General features: G+C 72.2%; 16 protein-coding genes and 1 riboswitch. Of the genes, 13 read left to right on the plus strand and 3 right to left on the minus strand.

Features of this window, described 5'->3' with window-relative positions; translation table 11 throughout:
• Positions 1-497 precede the first annotated feature (497 nt).
• Genes OG403_RS29200 through OG403_RS29215 form a run of 4 tightly spaced genes read left to right on the plus strand, consistent with a single transcriptional unit; the run spans position 498 to position 4,342 of the window.
• On the plus strand, positions 498-1,451 hold the full coding sequence (locus OG403_RS29200; protein WP_329569624.1) for a metal ABC transporter solute-binding protein, Zn/Mn family: 954 nt from the start codon (positions 498-500) through the stop codon (positions 1,449-1,451).
• The gene (locus OG403_RS29205; protein ID WP_329569626.1) at positions 1,448-2,506 is read left to right on the plus strand and encodes a metal ABC transporter ATP-binding protein; all 1,059 of its coding nucleotides are present in this window, start codon (positions 1,448-1,450) and stop codon (positions 2,504-2,506) included. Before OG403_RS29200 ends, OG403_RS29205 begins: the two co-directional genes overlap by 4 nt.
• Positions 2,490-3,488, plus strand: coding sequence for a metal ABC transporter permease (locus tag OG403_RS29210; protein ID WP_329569628.1), 999 nt, complete (start codon positions 2,490-2,492; stop codon positions 3,486-3,488). The genes OG403_RS29205 and OG403_RS29210 overlap by 17 nt, the downstream gene beginning before the upstream one ends.
• Positions 3,485-4,342: a metal ABC transporter permease gene (locus OG403_RS29215; RefSeq protein ID WP_329569630.1), complete on the plus strand. Its 858-nt coding sequence runs from the start codon at positions 3,485-3,487 to the stop codon at positions 4,340-4,342. Before OG403_RS29210 ends, OG403_RS29215 begins: the two co-directional genes overlap by 4 nt.
• A 96-nt stretch (positions 4,343-4,438) precedes the next feature.
• Here the strand turns inward: OG403_RS29215 and OG403_RS29220 are convergent, their stop codons facing one another.
• Positions 4,439-5,170 (minus strand): hypothetical protein, encoded by a 732-nt coding sequence (locus OG403_RS29220; RefSeq protein ID WP_329569632.1) that lies wholly within the window; start codon positions 5,168-5,170, stop codon positions 4,439-4,441.
• A 292-nt stretch (positions 5,171-5,462) separates the two neighbouring features.
• On the opposite strand from OG403_RS29220, the gene OG403_RS29225 reads away from it, so the two are divergent.
• Entirely contained in the window at positions 5,463-5,750 is a 288-nt protein-coding gene (locus OG403_RS29225; RefSeq protein ID WP_329569634.1) for a hypothetical protein, read from the plus strand.
• 71 nt (positions 5,751-5,821) lie between these two features.
• The gene (locus tag OG403_RS29230) at positions 5,822-6,259 is read left to right on the plus strand and encodes an SAV_915 family protein (protein WP_329569636.1); all 438 of its coding nucleotides are present in this window, start codon (positions 5,822-5,824) and stop codon (positions 6,257-6,259) included.
• Positions 6,260-6,266: 7 nt separating this feature from the next.
• Here OG403_RS29230 and OG403_RS29235 read toward each other — a convergent pair whose 3' ends face one another.
• Positions 6,267-7,115 (minus strand): TIGR02452 family protein, encoded by an 849-nt coding sequence (locus OG403_RS29235; RefSeq protein WP_329569638.1) that lies wholly within the window; start codon positions 7,113-7,115, stop codon positions 6,267-6,269.
• 120 nt (positions 7,116-7,235) lie between these two features.
• On the opposite strand from OG403_RS29235, the gene OG403_RS29240 reads away from it, so the two are divergent.
• The 5 genes from OG403_RS29240 to OG403_RS29260 all read left to right on the plus strand — a co-directional run bounded on the left by OG403_RS29240 (position 7,236) and on the right by OG403_RS29260 (position 12,451).
• Positions 7,236-7,841 carry a helix-turn-helix domain-containing protein gene (locus tag OG403_RS29240; RefSeq protein ID WP_329569639.1) on the plus strand — a complete coding sequence of 202 codons (606 nt, stop codon included), beginning with the start codon at positions 7,236-7,238 and terminating at the stop codon, positions 7,839-7,841.
• Complete coding sequence (locus OG403_RS29245; protein ID WP_329569641.1) at positions 7,841-9,208, plus strand: MFS transporter; 1,368 nt, start codon at positions 7,841-7,843, stop codon at positions 9,206-9,208. The genes OG403_RS29240 and OG403_RS29245 overlap by 1 nt, the downstream gene beginning before the upstream one ends.
• A gap of 96 nt (positions 9,209-9,304) precedes the next feature.
• Positions 9,305-9,901 carry a helix-turn-helix domain-containing protein gene (locus tag OG403_RS29250; RefSeq protein ID WP_329569642.1) on the plus strand — a complete coding sequence of 199 codons (597 nt, stop codon included), beginning with the start codon at positions 9,305-9,307 and terminating at the stop codon, positions 9,899-9,901.
• Positions 9,885-10,859: an MBL fold metallo-hydrolase gene (locus tag OG403_RS29255; RefSeq protein ID WP_329569644.1), complete on the plus strand. Its 975-nt coding sequence runs from the start codon at positions 9,885-9,887 to the stop codon at positions 10,857-10,859. The genes OG403_RS29250 and OG403_RS29255 overlap by 17 nt, the downstream gene beginning before the upstream one ends.
• Positions 10,860-11,046: 187 nt before the next feature.
• Positions 11,047-11,265, plus strand: a riboswitch (cobalamin riboswitch).
• A gap of 34 nt (positions 11,266-11,299) precedes the next feature.
• Positions 11,300-12,451, plus strand: coding sequence for a HoxN/HupN/NixA family nickel/cobalt transporter (locus OG403_RS29260; RefSeq protein ID WP_442911009.1), 1,152 nt, complete (start codon positions 11,300-11,302; stop codon positions 12,449-12,451).
• A gap of 20 nt (positions 12,452-12,471) precedes the next feature.
• Here OG403_RS29260 and OG403_RS29265 read toward each other — a convergent pair whose 3' ends face one another.
• Positions 12,472-14,286 carry an APC family permease gene (locus OG403_RS29265; protein ID WP_329569645.1) on the minus strand — a complete coding sequence of 605 codons (1,815 nt, stop codon included), beginning with the start codon at positions 14,284-14,286 and terminating at the stop codon, positions 12,472-12,474.
• A 164-nt stretch (positions 14,287-14,450) separates the two neighbouring features.
• On the opposite strand from OG403_RS29265, the gene OG403_RS29270 reads away from it, so the two are divergent.
• Both OG403_RS29270 and OG403_RS29275 read left to right on the plus strand, forming a co-directional pair.
• Positions 14,451-14,987: a hypothetical protein gene (locus tag OG403_RS29270; RefSeq protein ID WP_329569647.1), complete on the plus strand. Its 537-nt coding sequence runs from the start codon at positions 14,451-14,453 to the stop codon at positions 14,985-14,987.
• A 57-nt stretch (positions 14,988-15,044) separates the two neighbouring features.
• The gene (locus tag OG403_RS29275) at positions 15,045-15,434 is read left to right on the plus strand and encodes a RidA family protein (protein WP_329569649.1); all 390 of its coding nucleotides are present in this window, start codon (positions 15,045-15,047) and stop codon (positions 15,432-15,434) included.
• Positions 15,435-15,517: the final 83 nt, after the last annotated feature.

Below are 15,517 nucleotides of genomic sequence, written 5' to 3' on the forward strand. Positions count from 1 at the left end.
GGCTGGGCGATATCGCACTCCTGTCCGGGCGGATCTGTCTGCGGCTTGTGTGATCCATGGGGAAACCTTTGACATGTCTGTACCGACGTCAGCTCCGGTGGTCACCGGGGGAGTTCGGTCGGCTGCGGAGCGGAGCAGGACGGCGGCGCGCTCGCCCCGCCTGTGACGCCGATCACCGACCCCCTGCTGCGGCCCGGCCGGCCCCCTGCCCCGATCCGGCTCGCGCCCGTTCGACTGGCACCCGTTCGACCGTGGATGCGCCGCGCTGCCACTCCGCGCCCCGATGTCGACGGAACGTGCTCGCCCGATGGCGCTCGGCTCCCGATAGCTGATCCATTTGGCCTGCGGGAGGCTCGGCGGTCAAGAATTGGTAATGATTATCAGCTCATCGGCATCTGGCCTGGATGTGAAAACCATTTCTAACTAGGCTCTGCCATGTCCGGGAGAACGGCAGCCCGCCGCTCGGGACCCGCAAGAGCCCCAGGAGAGTCCGCCCCATGCACAACGCCAGGACCGGCGTCGGTCGCCGTCGCATCACCGCCACGGCCTTCGGCGTCCTCGCCATCGCCGTGCTTGCCGGCACCAGCGCGTGTTCGACGGCTCCCAGGGCCTCCTCGGCGGCCGGCGGCTCGAAGACGATCCAGGTGGTGGCCGCGGAGAACTTCTGGGGCAGCATCGCCGCCCAGCTCGGCGGCAGCCACGTCCGGGTGCAGAGCGTGATCACCAACCCGAACACCGACCCGCACTCCTACGAGCCCACCACGGCCGACGGCCGCGCGGTGGCCTCGGCCGACTACGTGATCAACAACGGCATCGGCTACGACGCCTGGTCGGACAAGCTGCTCGCCGCCAACCCGGCGCCGCAGCGCACCGTGCTGACCGTCGGCACCCTGCTGGGCAAGAAGGACGGGGACAACCCGCACCAGTGGTACTCGGCGGACAGCCTCCACCAGGTGATCGACCGGATCACCGCCGACTACCAGAAGATCGACCCGGCCGACGCCGCCTACTTCGACGCCCAGAAGCAGACCTTCGTGTCCCAGACGCTCGGCCAGTACAACCAGCTGGAGAGCGACATCAAGGCGAAGTACGCGGGCACCCCGATCGGCGCCTCGGAGTCCATCGTGACGCCGCTGGCCGAGTCGCTCGGCCTGAAGATGCTCACCCCCGAGAGCTTCCTGGACGCGATGAGCGAGGGCAACGACCCGACCGCCGCCGACAAGGCGACCATCGACCGGCAGATCTCCGGCAAGCAGATCAAGATCTACGTCTTCAACACCCAGAACTCCGACCCGGACGTGATGGCCCAGGTGAACGCGGCCAAGGCGCAGGGCATCCCGGTCGCCCAGGTCACCGAGACCCTGGCGCCGGCCGGAGCCAGTTTCCAGGACTGGCAGGTACAGCAACTGCAGGGCATCGAGAACGCGTTGAAGCAGGCGGTCGGCAAATGAGCATCCAGCAAAGTGAGATAGGCAGCGCCGAGCAGACAGGTGGCGCCGAGGAGACAGACGGCGCCGAGACGGACACCGCTGCGGCCGGCGGCAGGATTCCGGCCCAGCAGCAGCGCCCGGCGTCCGGCGCTGACCCGGTGCTCTCGCTGCGCGGCGCGGCCGTGCGGGTGGGCGGGCGGACCCTCTGGTCGGGGGTCGATCTGACCGTCGGGGCAGGGGAGTTCACCGCCGTCCTGGGACCCAACGGGGTCGGCAAGTCCACCCTGGTGAAGGTGCTGCTCGGGGTGCTGCCGCCCGCCGCCGGCGAGGTGACGGTGCTCGGCGGCGCGCCCGGTGCGCGCAGCTCGGGCGTCGGCTACCTGCCGCAGCGCCGCAACTTCGACGCCAGCGTGCGGATCCGCGGCCTCGACGTGGTGCGGCTGGGCCTGGACGGGGACAAGTGGGGGATCCCGATCCCGGGCCTGGCCCGCTTCAAGCGCCGCCGCGCGGCGCGCCTGGGGGTGGCCCCGGCCGAAGGCTGGGAGAGGGTCGCCGAGGTGGTCGAGCTGGTGGGCGCCTCCGGGTACGCGCACCGGCCGATCGGCCAGTGCTCCGGCGGTGAGCAGCAGCGGCTGCTGATCGCCCAGGCGCTGGTCCGCCGCCCGTCCGTGCTGCTGCTGGACGAGCCGCTGGACAGCCTGGACCTGCCCAACCAGAGCGCGATCGCGGCCCTGCTCGGCCGGATCTGCCACCAGGAGGGGGTCTCGGTGGTGATGGTCGCGCACGACGTGAACCCGATCCTGCACCACCTCGACCGGGTGGTCTACCTCGCCGAGGGTGGCGCGATGGCCGGCACGCCGACCGAGGTGATCACCTCCGAGACGCTGACCCGCCTCTACCGCACGCCCGTTGAGGTGCTGCGCACCAGCGACGGCCGCCTGGTGGTGGTCGGCCAGCCCGAGGCCCCGGCCCGGCACGCCGACCGGCACGCCGACCAGCACGCCGACCGGCACCCGGTCGCCGCTGCGGCCGCGCTCTCCGGGAGCGGGGGTGGCGATCATGCCGCTGGCAGCTGACGTGACGTCACCGGTCTTCTCCTGGAACCTCGTTGCCGACTTCCAGGACATGTGGTCCTACGCCTTCATGGTCAACGCCTTCCGGGCCGGCCTGGTCGTCTCGGTGGTCTGCGCGGTGGTGGGCTGGTTCATGGTGCTGCGCCGCCAGACCTTTGCCGGGCACACCCTGTCGGTGGCCGCCTTCCCGGGGGCCTCGCTGGCCGTGCTGGCGGGCTTCAGCACCTCGCTCGGCTACTTCGGCTTCTGCGTCGCGGCCGCGCTGGTGATCGCCGCGCTGGGCCGCAAGGGCCAGGAGGGCGGCGCGGAGGAGTCCGCCGTCACCGGCACCGTCCAGGCCTTCGCGCTGGCCTGCGGGTTCCTCTTCATCAGCCTCTACAAGGGCCTGCTGGAAGGGCCGACCGCGCTGCTGTTCGGTAGCTTCCTGGGCATCACCACCAACCAGGTGACGGTGCTGGCGGTGGTCGGCGCGGTGGTGCTGGCGGTGCTCGCCGTGATCGGCCGGCCGCTGCTCTTCGCCTCCGTCGACCCGCAGGTGGCGGCCGGGCGCGGCGTGCCGGTACGGCTGCTCGGCACCCTCTTCCTGGTGCTGCTGGGCGCGGCGACCGCCGAGGCCAGCCAGATCACCGGCACCCTGCTGGTCTTCGCGCTGATGGTGATCCCGGCGGCCACCGCCGGCCAGCTGACCGCCCGCCCCGGTCGCAGCCTGCTGCTCTCGGTGCTGCTCGGCCTCGGCGTCTGCTGGGCGGGCCTGATCGCCGCGTACTACCAGCCCTACCCGCTGGGCTTCTTCGTGACCACCTTCGCCTTCGGCGGATATCTGCTGGCCTACCTGCTGCGGCTGGTGCGCGAGGCGCTGGGCCGCTCGCGCGAGCGCGGGCAGGGGCAGGGGCAGGGCCCGGGGCCGGGACAGCACGGGCAGGGCCAGGGCCAGGGGCAGCACGGGCACGGCGCGGCCGCGTTCACGCTGGGAGGTGCGGCATGACCTCGGTGCTCTCCCAGGCGTTCTTCCAGCACGCCCTGCTGGCCGGCTCGCTGATCGCGCTGGCCTGCGGCCTGGTCGGCTACTTCCTGGTGCTGCGGGCCCAGCTGTTCACCGGTGACGCGCTCAGCCACGTCGCCTTCACCGGCGCCATGGCGGCCCTGGCCGGCGGCTACGACCTGCGCCTGGGCCTGTTCGCCGCGACCATCGGCGTCGGCCTGCTGCTCGGCGGCCTCGGGCGGCGCGGGCGACCCGACGACGTGGTGATCGGCAGCGTCTTCGCCTGGATCCTCGGGCTCGGCGCGTTCTTCCTGACCGTCTACACCACCTCGCGCAGCGGTTCGGGCAACGGAGGTGCGGGCACCAGCGTGCTCTTCGGCTCGATCTTCGGGCTGAGCAGCTCGCAGACCACGCTGGCGGTCGTCATCGCGGGCGCGATCTGTCTGCTGACCCTGCTGGTCGCCCGCCCGCTGCTCTTCGCCACCGTGGACGAGGCGGTCGCGGCGGCGCGCGGGGTGCCGGTGCGGCTGCTCGGCTTCGGCTTCCTGGTGCTGGTCGGCGCCTGCGCGGCGGAGGCGACCCAGGCGGTCGGCTCGCTGCTGCTGCTCGGCCTGCTGGCGGCCCCCGCCGGCGCGGCGATCCGCCTGACGGACCGTCCGTTCCACGCGCTGGCGCTCTCCGCCGGCTTCGCGGTCGCCGAGATGTGGGGCGGTCTGCTGCTCAGCGCCGAGTTCTCGACGCTGCCGCCGAGCTTCACCATCATGGCCACGGCGAGCGCGGTGTACGCGGCGACCTTCCTGGTCAAGCCGGGGCGCGGACGGCGTGCGGCCGGGCAGCCGGTGGGCGCGCGGGTGTAGGGCCGGTCCGGTGCGCGTTCATCGCGCGAAGACGGGCGAAGACGGGCGAACGGAGGGCGGCGAGCTGGTGGCCGCCCTCCGTCGTCGTGCGGTCGATCAGCTACCCGTGCCCGCAGCCGAGCTGCCGCCGCCGCTCGTCACCCGGGGGACTGCGGGTGCCGCCTGGCCCTGCGTCGCGACCCGAGGGCCGGCGTCCCGGGTTTGCGCGGGCGCCGAGGCCGACTCGGTGACCGGGCGCCGAACGTCGCTCTGCTGCCGCTCGGTCGCGGGGGTCGACTCGGTGACCGAGCGCCGGACGGTGCTCTGCTGCCGCTCGGGCGCGGAGGCTGACTCGGTGACCGAGCGGCGGACGGTGCTCTGCTGCCGCTCGGGCGCGGAAGCCGACTCGGTGACCGAGCGCCGAGCGGCGCTCTGCTGCCGCACGGGCGTGGAGAGCGCCTCGGTGGCGGACTTCCGGGCGCCGGCCACGATCTCCGGAGCCGGACCGCCCGAGCCGATCCGGTCGATCCGGATCACCAGGTTGCGCTCGCTGGTGTCGCCCGGCCAGTCGTGGTCCTTGCTGCGGATCAGCTGGCTGCGCCCGTGCTCCGAGTCGGCCCACTTGCCCTGGATCGCCCGGATGTTCGGCCGCCAGGTGCCCTCGTACTGGTGCTCGACAGACAGGTCCCAGCCGTGGCTCGCCGCACCGGCGTCGATGACCTGGCTGGTCCCGACGACTCCCGGGATCTCGATCGTGGCACCGCGGCGGATGCTCACCACCACGCGCTGCGGCCAGGACGCCGCGACCCCGACGATCGTGATCCGGCAGGACCCCTCGTACCAGGGCATGGAAGGTACCTCCGCAGTCGCATCGTGACGCGAGTCCCAGCCGGGCCCGCCACCCGGTACCACGGTCGGTGCGACCCGATCGGTTCGGTGCGCGCGGCGAGGCGGCGGTCCGCCGGTACGCGTCCGATCGGGGGACGGGATATCAAGGTGACGTCAAAGACGGGCCCATGCGCGTAGTCCACGCGTCAAGGCCGGGTGCTAATGGGCGGTGACGGCGCTCCACTGGAGCTGCGTCCGGGATCACCCAGGATCCCGGGGCCAGCAGCACGGTCCCTGGAAGGAATCAATCCCCATGACTGTCACGCAGACCACCAGCCCCGTTCCTCATACGATCGAGCCCGCCGACCTCCCGCTGCCCCGCTCGATGGCGGACGCCGTCCTGCGCGGGCTGCTGTCGGGGACGATCTTCGCGTTGGACGGGGCGCCGGTGGCGGGCGCGGCGGCTCAGGCGGGGGAGTCCGCTGGGGTGGACGAACCGGCCGAGGACGAGCCGGCCGAGGACGAGCCGGCGGTCCGCGTGGCGGACCGGGAGCGGATGGCTCCGGCCCACTGCCGCTTCGGGATGCAGTACCTCGACTGAGCGGAACCTCGACCGAGCCGACTCGACCGACCTGACCGAGCCGAGCAGTGGACCACCTCCGGAGGAATGCCGTGACCACCACCGCACACCGTCCGCCTGCGTTGCCCGTGCCGCCCGTGCCGCCCGTGCCGCCCGTGCCGTCCGTGCCGTCCGTGCCGCCCGTGCCGTCCGTGCCGTCCGTACGGCCCGACCCGGTCACCGCCCCCGACGACCTCGCCGTCCGGTACGTCCCGGTCCGGCTGGTGGGCGGCACCCAGCTGCTGCGGTTCTTCCGGCAGCGGGACGGCGGCCGGTGCGCCGTCGCCTTCAGCTCGCTGGACGCCCTGCACGCCCTGCTGGGCCCCGAGCAGGCAGCGGCCGAGCTGACCGAGCCGGCGTTGCGCGAGCTGACCGAGCCGCTGGGCGTGGACGAGCTGGTGCTGGACCCCAAGCTGGTCGCCCCGCCCGCGCCGCCGCTGCCCCTCAGCGCCGCCGCCCTGCCGCGGGCCGACGGCCACCGCGTGGCGTGAGGCCGGCTCAGTCCCCGGCCGCGGCGAAGCGGGCCCGGAAGGCCGCCCGGTTCAGCGACTCCGGTGAGCGGTCCCAGACCGCGAACACCACCGTCCCGAAGGCCGCGCCGTGGACGGCCAGCGCCCGCTCGAAGGCCTCGGCCACCACCTCCGGGTCGTTGCGGAACACCCCGCAGCCCCAGGCCCCGAGCACCAACTCCCGCACGCCGTGCCGCGCGGCGAGGGCCAGCACCCGCTCGGCCCGCACCGTGAGCAGCTCCCTGGTGTCGGCCGGCCACCGGCCCGAAAGCATCGCCAGCTCACCGGCGTTGGGTGCGGCGGAGGTCAGGAAGGAGACCGGGTACGGCCGCGCCAGCAGCCGCCGCCCGGAATCGCGGATCACCGGCACGTGCGGTGACCAGATCACCCGGTGGCTGTAGGCCGGATCGCCGGATTCCCGGTGCGCCGCGTAGTAGTCGGGCGCGTCGTTCAGGCAGGCGTACAGCAGCGCGGTGCGGCACAGCTCCTCCTCCTGGGTCGGCTCGCCCCGCAGGTACCCGCCGCCCGGATTGCGCCCGGAGGCGAAGTTGAGCACCGCGACGTGCCCGCCGCCGGCCTCGGTCAGCCGCCGGGCCGCCGTCATGCTGTCCTCGGCGGTGACCGCCACCCGCCCCAGGAACGGCCCCTCGGCCGCCCCGCCTGCCGCCCCCTCGGCCTGCCCGTCCACGGCCGCGTCGGGGCCGTACGAGACCGTGCCCGCCCGAGCCGCCGCCAGGGACTCCCCGATCGCCACCGCCGCGCCGTCACTGGCGACGTAACTGCCGGAAGCAGCGATGGCCTCGTTCTCGCAAGCCACAGCTTGCAGTTGACTCTTCATGAGCTGACCCTAGCGCGGTTATCGTCACTATGACGAATATTGACGAAAGGGAAGGCGAAAGGGAACAGGGGGAGATCTGAGAGTTGACTCTCAGATATTCTGAGAGGAAGCTCTCAGATCATGGACTCCAGTAATCCCTTCGGCGATCTCGAGATCACCGATCCGCAGACCATGCGGGCGCTGGCGCACCCCGTCCGGATCGCGATCCTGGAACGCCTGCAGCGCCACGGCCCCGCGACCGCGACCCAGCTCTCCTCCGAGGTCGGCGCGACCCCGTCGGTGACCAGCTGGCACCTGCGCCATCTGGCCGGCTTCGGCCTGGTGCGCGACGCCGAGCCCGATCCGGATCGCAGGCAGCGCCGCTGGCAGGCGGTGGCCCGCGGCTTCCGTTACGGGCCGCTGGCCGGCGACGAGGACGGGACGGAGGCCGCGCGCATGCTGGCCCGGCAGCTGTTCCTGCGCCATGCCGACGTGCCGCAGCGCTGGATCGCCGAGGTCGAGCCCGAGTTGACGCCCGAGTGGCGTGAGGCCAGTGGGCTGGCCAACACCTGGGTGGTGCTCTCCGTCGAGGAGCTCACCGAACTCGAGGAGGCGATCGAGCGGTTGCTGGCGCCCTATGTGACCCGGGACCCGGCCGAGCGGCCGGCGAACGGGCGCGGCGTGCGGTTGATGCGGTACACCCTGCCGGACGGCGCCGATGACGAGCAGGGCGGGAGTGCCGCCTGATGGCCGACGCCGACACCCTCTCCCCGGCTCCCGCCCCGGCTCCCGCCCCGGCTTCCGGCTCGGCTCCCGCCGACGAAGCCGTACCCGCCGCCTCGCTCCGGCGCGATCGGCGCTTCTTACGCTTCTGGACCGGCCAGTCGATATCCCAGTTCGGCGACCGGATCTCGGAGTTGGCGCTACCGCTGATCGCCGTCGGTGCGCTGCGGGTCTCCGCCGCCCAGGTGTCGCTGCTGACCGCGCTGATCTGGGCGCCGAATCTGCTGGCGATCTTCTTCGGTGCCTGGGTCGACCACCAGCGGCGCAAGCGCCGACTGATGGTCATCGCCGACCTGGTCAGAGCCGCCACCCTCAGCACGCTCCCGATCGCCTGCTGGGCAGGGAAAGTGACGCTCAGTCAGCTCTATCTGGTGGCCGTGGTCACCGGCGCGGCGGCGGTGCTGTTCAACAGCGCGTACTCGCCGTTCTTCGCCCACCTGGTACCGCGCTCCGCCTATCTGGAGGCGAACAGCAAGCTCAGCACCAGCCGGTCCGCCTCCTACATCGCGGGCCCGGCGATCGGCGGCGCTCTGGTGCAGGCGCTGACCGCACCGGTCGCCGTGCTGGTGGACGCGTTCTCCTTCCTGGGCTCGGCGTTGCTGGTCGGCCGCATCCCGCTCGACGAACCCCGGCTCCCGGTGGCGCAGCAGGCCGAGCTGTCGATGCTCACCCGCGCCCGGCAGGGGCTGGCCTTCGTGGTGCGGCACCCGGTGCTGCGCGCCAGCCTGGGCTGCTGCAGCACCGTCAACTTCTTCACCTTCATGGCCAACGCGCTGATCGTGCTGTTCGCCAGCCGCGGCCTGGGCCTGTCCGCCGGCAGCATCGGCCTGGCCTTCGGGGTCGGCGCGATCGGCGGTCTGCTCGGCGCGATGCTCGCCCCGCGGCTCGGCCGCCGGCTGGGCATCGGGCGCACCGTCGCGCTGGGCGCGGTGCTCTTCCCCGCGCCGCTGGCCATCATGGCGATGGCGGGCGGTCCGCTCTGGAGCCGGGCCGGCGCGCTCGCCGTGACCGAGTTCCTCAGCAGCCTCGGCGTGATGCTCTTCGACGTGAACCTCAACTCGCTGCAGGCCGCCGTCATCCCGGACGGCATGCGCAGCCGGGTCTCGGGTGCCTTCAGCACCGTCAACTACGGCATCCGCCCGGTCGGCGCCCTGGTCGGCGGCCTGCTCGGCACCGTGCTCGGCCTGCGCGAGACCCTGCTGCTGGCAGCCCTGGGGGGCTCGCTGTCGCTGCTCTGGCTGCTGGCCTCACCGATTCCGCGGATCCGGTCACTGGAGTCGATCGCCGCGACGGGCGCCGCCGCCGGCCCGATTCCGCAGCAGGCGCCTTAAGCAGCAGGCGCCTTAAGCGGACGCCCAGGGCGGCAGGCCCACCGAGAAGCCAAAGAAACCCTTGACATCCGCATATCCCAAAGTACTCTTTGGGATATGCGGATCAGCGACCCCCAGGCGATCCGGGCCCTGGCCCACCCGCTTCGCCTCGACCTGATGGAACTCCTGGCCACCACCGGGCCGGCGACGGCCGCGCAGTGCGGGCGCGTCCTCGGCGTGCCGCAGGCGAACTGCTCCTTCCATCTGCGCCAACTCGCCAAGTACGGCTATGTGGAGGAGGCCGGGCCGGGGCGCGACCGTCGCGAGCGGCAGTGGCGGGTGGCCGAGGCGCAGCCGACCGTGCGGATCGCCGAGGACGGTGACGCGGTGGTCAAGCAGCAGCTCGAACGACTGGTGGTGGAACGGGAGATGCAGGCGATCCTCGATCACCGGGCGCGCGGTGAGCAGGCGGCGCGGGACGAGGAGCGCGGCGTCCCGAAGGCCGCCGTCACCGCCGCGATCGCCGTGCTCTCCGCTGACGAGGCAGCTGAACTCGAGGCGCAGTGGCTGGCCCTGCTCCAGCCCTACCTCGCCCGGGGCACGGCGGACAGCAGCCGGCTCCGGCCCGGACGCCACCGCGTCCGGTACTTCATGGCGGCGACTCCGCTGCCGGACTTCGAAACGGGGGAGAACGAGAATGACGCGGACGACTGACGGTGGCCCGATCGACTTCGTGAGCGCGGCGCCCATCACCGGTTCCCTGGCGGTCAGTTGGATCCACGGCGCGCCCGGCAGGCGCCCGGCCGACGACCCCGCGATCCAGATCCACCACTACGACGAGCACACCGTCATCCTGCGCCAGAGCAAGTCGGTCAACTACGAGGCGCCGTTCATCTTCCTGCTGTTCGGCAACGACCGGGCCCTGCTGCTGGACACCGGCGCTACGGCCGACCCCGACCTCTTCCCGCTGCGCGCCACCGTCGACCGGCTGATCGCCGAGTGGCTCGACCGGAACCCGGCCGAGCACGACGAGGGCCGCGCGCCCTACGAGCTGGTGATCGCGCACACCCACGGGCACGGCGACCACGTGGCGGCGGACGCCCAGTTCGCCGACCGTCCCGCGACCACCGTGGTTCCCCGGGAGGTCGAGGCCGTCCGGTCCTTCTTCGGCCTCGGCGACAACTGGCCCCTGGCGAAGGCCACTTTCGACCTGGGCGGCCGAGTGCTGGAGATCCTCGCCTCACCGGGGCACCACCAGGCGGCGATCACCAGCTACGACCCGTGGACCGGGCTCCTGTTCACCGGCGACACCGTGCTGCCGGGCCGGCTCTACGTGGCCGACTCCGCCGCGTTCCTCGCCTCGATGGAGCGGCTGGTCGCGTTCGCCGGCACCCGGCCGGTCACCCACGTCCTCGGCTGCCACGTCGAGATGAACCGCCGCCCCGGCGGGGAGTACCCGATCGGCGCCGGCTACCAACCCGACGAGCGGGCCCTGGAGATGACGGTGGATCAGCTGACGGCGATCCGCGACGCGGCGGCGGCCCTGGCCGGCCGGCGCGGTGTGCACCGCTTCGACGACTTCATCCTCTACAACGAGCCGCGCAAGGCCGACATGCTCAAGCTGATGGCCCGCGGCCTGGTCCACCAACTGCTGGACAAGTTCAGGAAGTAGCGGCCGGGCCGGCCGGCTCGCGAATCGCCTCGCCGAACCGCCTCGACTCCCGCGCCCGGTTCGAGGGCGCCGCCGCGTTCGTGGACCACCGCTGTGTGCCCTTGGCTGCAAGAGCAGCGGGCCGAGCACGCCCGCCCAGCACATACCTGCACACCTGCGCAGGCTTGTGGATATTGCCGCCAGGGCCATACGGTGGTCCCGCCGTGGTGTTCGGGAAGACCGGTGCACTGTGCTTGCCACAGGAGTCCGGAGCGGCCCTCGCCACTGTGATCAGGAAGTCCGCGCACACCAGACCCACCGTCACGCGGTGGGCGGTCACTGGACGCTTCACGCGTCCGGGAAGGCCGGGAACGGCGCGGGCGCTTCACCTGTCAGCCAGGAGACCGGCCACGGCACCGCACGACGAACTGTCCACGAGGTGCTGGAGAGGCTGCCCTGAGATGACCCTGCCCAAAACCGCTTCCGCCGCCATACCCGCTTCCGCCGCCATGCCCGAAGCCGCCGCGGCGGCCGGGCCCGCCCGAGCCGCGACCGCCGCCCTGACCTGGGAGCGGCGGGACTGGATCCGTACCGGCGGCCTGCTGGCGGTGATCCTGGGCATGCACGTGGTCGCCTTCTTCGTCCTGGTCACGATGGTCGCCCCGCACCACTACACCGTCGGCAACCAGGTCTTCGGCCTCGGACTCGGCGTCACCGCGTACACCCTGGGCATGCGGCACGCCTTCGACGCCGACCACATCGCGGCGATCGACAACACCACGCGCAAGCTGATGGCGGACGGCAAGCGCCCGGTCTCGGTGGGCTTCTGGTTCGCGCTCGGCCACTCCACCATCGTGGTGGTGCTGGCGGGGTTGGTCGCGGCCGGGGCCAAGGTGGTCGGCACTCTGACCGACGACAACTCGGGTGCCCACAAGCTGCTCGGCCTGGTCTCCACCAGCGTCTCCGGCGGGTTCCTCTACCTGATCGCGGCGCTCAACCTGGTCTCGCTGGCCGGGATCCACCGGGTGTTCAAGGCGATGCGGGCGGGCCAGTTCGACGAGCACGAGCTGGAGAAGCACCTGGACAACCGCGGCTTCATGAACCGCGTGCTGGGCCGGCTGACCAGGTCGATCACCCGCCCCGGCCAGATGTACCCGATCGGGCTGCTGTTCGGCATCGGCTTCGACACCGCGACCGAGGTCACGCTGATGGTGATGGCCGGCTCGGGTGCCGCCGCCGGCCTGCCCTGGTACGCGATCCTCTGCCTGCCGCTGCTCTTCGCCTCCGGCATGAGCCTGTTCGACACCCTCGACGGCACGTTCATGAACTTCGCCTACCACTGGGCGTTCTCGAACCCGACCCGCAAGGTGTACTACAACCTCACCATCACCGGCCTGTCGATCGCCGTCGCCTTCCTGATCGGCACCATCGAGCTGGTCGGCGTGCTGCACGACCAGCTCGACCTGACCGACCCGGTGACCGGCTGGATCTCCGGTGTCGACCTGAACAACGTCGGATTCGTGATCGTCGGCCTCTTCGTGGTGGTCTGGGCCGGTGCGCTGGCGTACTGGCGGCTGGCGAAGGTGGAGCAGCGCTGGCCGTCCGGTCGATGACCGCTCGATAACCGGTCGGCTCAGCGCATTCCGGTCGGTGCGGGGTGCCGCGGCGGGATGTCGAGCCGGAACCGCAGGCGGCAGATCACCGCGTTGGTGTGCCGGCGGATCGCCCGGTCCAACAGCACACCGCGCTGGTTCTGCAGCAGCCGCTGCCAGGGGTGCGGCAGTTGCGTCTCGGGGATCAGCACCACCAACCGGTCGTGCTGCTCGGTCGCCGCCAGCTCGCGCAGGTAGTCCACGATCGGCCGGGTCAACGAGCGCGAGGCGCTGGTCAGCACGGTCAGCGGGACCTGCGGGTGCCACTGGATCCAGGCCTGCTGGATCTGCTCCGCGCTCGGCCCGTCCGTGTCCTCGGTGTGCGCCACGGAGACCGCGCGCACCTCGTCGCCCAGCGACAGCGCGGTGCCGAGCGCCTCCTGGGTCAGCCGGTTGACCGAGCCGACCGGCACGACCACCAGCGAGTGCAGCTGCTGCGGCGGCCCGGGCACCTCGCCGACGTGCAGGGCCAGTCCGATCCGCGCGTAGCTGCGGTGGATCGACTCGAAGAGCGTCACCAGCAGCGCCACCGCCAGGAAGACCAGCCAGCCGCCCTCGCGGAACTTGGCGATCAGCTCGATCGCGGTGGCCGCCGCCGTCAGCAGCGCGCCGACCCCGTTCAGCACGGCCCGGCCGTGCCAGCCCGGTCCGCGCTCCAGGCGCCAGTGCCGCACCATGCCGATCTGGGAGATGGTGAAGCCGATGAAGACGCCGATCGCGAAGACCGGTACCAGCGCCTGGGTGTTGCCCTGCGCGCCGATCAGCAGCACCAGCGCCGCGCCCGCCAGCACCAGCACCCCGTGCCGGTAGACCTGCCGGTCGGCGCGCAGCGCGAAGACGTGCGGCACGTGGTGGTCGCGGGCCAGCAGCGAGGTGAGCACCGGCATCCCGCCGAACGAGGTGTTCGCCGCCAGTGCCAGCAGCGCCATGGTGGTGAACTGGACGATGTAGAAGCCCGCGTTGTGGCCGAGCGCGGCCTCGGTGAGCTGGGCCAGCACGGTCTTGGTGGGGTTCGGCGCGACATGGAAGTGCCCGATCAGCAGCGACAGGCCGATCAGCATGCTGCCGAGCAGCGCGCCGAGCGCGATCTCGGTGCGCTGCGCGCGCTTCTCCCGTGGGGTGCGGAAGGTCGGCACGGCGTTGGCGATCGCCTCCACCCCGGTCAGCGCCGCGCAGCCGGAGGCGAAGGCCTTGAGCAGCAGCAGGACACCGACGGTCTCGGTGGCCGCACCCGGGTGGGTGGGTTGGACGACCGGCTCGCTGCGCAGCAGTCCGGCCAGGATCACGGTGAAGATGGCCACCACGAAGACCACCGTCGGCAGGATCAGGATCTTGGCCGACTCGGCGACGCCGTACAGGTTGACCCCGGTGATCAGGGCCAGGACCACGACGCAGATCACCACCCGGTCGGCGTACAGGGACGGGAACGCCGAGGTCAGCGCCGCCACCCCGGCCGAGACCGAGACCGCGACGTTCAGGACGTAGTCGATGATCAGCGAGGCGGCGGCCACCAGGCTGACCCGTCGGCCCAGGTGGGCCTTGGCCACCGCGTAGGCGCCGCCGCCGTTCGGGAAGGCGGCGATCACCTGCCGGTAGGAGAAGGTCAGCGCGGCCAGCAGGAGGACGATCGCCAGCGTCACCGGCAGGGTGTAGTCCAGCCCGGTGGTGCCGGCCGCGGCCAGCACCAGCACGATCGCCTCGGGCCCGTACGCGACCGAGGCCAGCGCGTCGAGGGAGAGCGCGGCCAGGCCCTGCGGGACCGTCAGCCGGTCGCGCTCGGTGCTCGCTTCGGGCATCGCCACCACCTCATGTCGTCACAGCGTCCAGGGCGACGCTAGTGGCGGGCGCGGTGTCACGGCCGATCTGACGCGCGGTCAGTGGGCTGGTCGAGGGCAGCGCGGGCGCGGACCGGGCGCGGACCGGCTGGCTCCGGAGCCGGCCGGCGTCCGATGATGGGGGGATGACCACTCATCAGCTCTCCTCCTCGGCCTCGACCCTGCCCCCGGCGGTGGACGCGCGGGCGCTGCTCGCCCTCGCCGACGGCCACCATGCCCGCACCGTCCGGCCGTTCGCCACCCGGGAGGTCGCCGGCCGGCTGCTCAAGGTGTACGCGATCGAGGCGCCGGGGCGCACCGTGACCGAATCCGAGCTGGCACCGTTGGTGGACCTCGCCGGCGCGCACCTGGCGGCCGGCGCGGCCCGGGGCTCCCTGGGACTTGCGGTGCTGATCGCGCACGCGGGCGGGGACGGTGACTACGTCCTGGTGCAGAGCTGGATCGAGGGGTACATGGCCGACCTGGCGATCTTCACCGGACCGGCCGGGAAGCCCGAGCAACTCCGGCCCGGGCGTGCCGGGTTGGCGCCGTGCGTGTGGGAGGCGGCGGTGCTGGCACACGAACGGGAGGCGTTCGTGCGCCAGGTGCTGGACGGCACCGGGACACTGGCGCAGCGGCTGGCGGCCTGGGGCGCGGACCGGCTGGCGGGGGAGCTGCGCTGAAGTCCGGGTCGCGGCGCGGGTGGACGGCTGTCGGGGCGGTCGCCTAGCGTTTCGATCATGACAGAGCGACGCGCGATCCTCAGCGGTTCCACCTTCGAGGAGCAGATAGGTTACGCCCGAGCCGTGGTCGACGGTGACTGGGTGCACGTGTCGGGGACCACCGGGTTCGACTACACGACGATGACCATCTCGGACGACGTGGTGGAACAGGCCGAGCAGTGCCTGCGCAACATCGAGGCCGCACTGGCCGAGGCGGGGTGCGGCTTCGCCGATGTGGTGCGGGTGCGCTACCTGCTGCCCGAGCGGGCCGACTTCGAGCCGTGCTGGCCGGTGCTGCGGCGCTGCTTCGGCGAGGTGCGGCCGGCCGCGACGATGCTGGTGTGCGGGCTCGCGGACGTCCGGATGAAGATCGAGATCGAGGTCTACGCCCGCCGGGCGACCGCGTAGCGCGCGGCGAGCGACCGGCCGCGCGACGCCGTCGCCCCATCGGCACCACTGCGCCGCCGGACGGTCACCCGATCGCCATCACC

The sequence above is a fragment of the Kitasatospora sp. NBC_01266 genome (assembly GCF_036242395.1).
In the GTDB taxonomy this organism is placed as follows: Bacteria; Actinomycetota; Actinomycetes; order Streptomycetales; family Streptomycetaceae; genus Kitasatospora.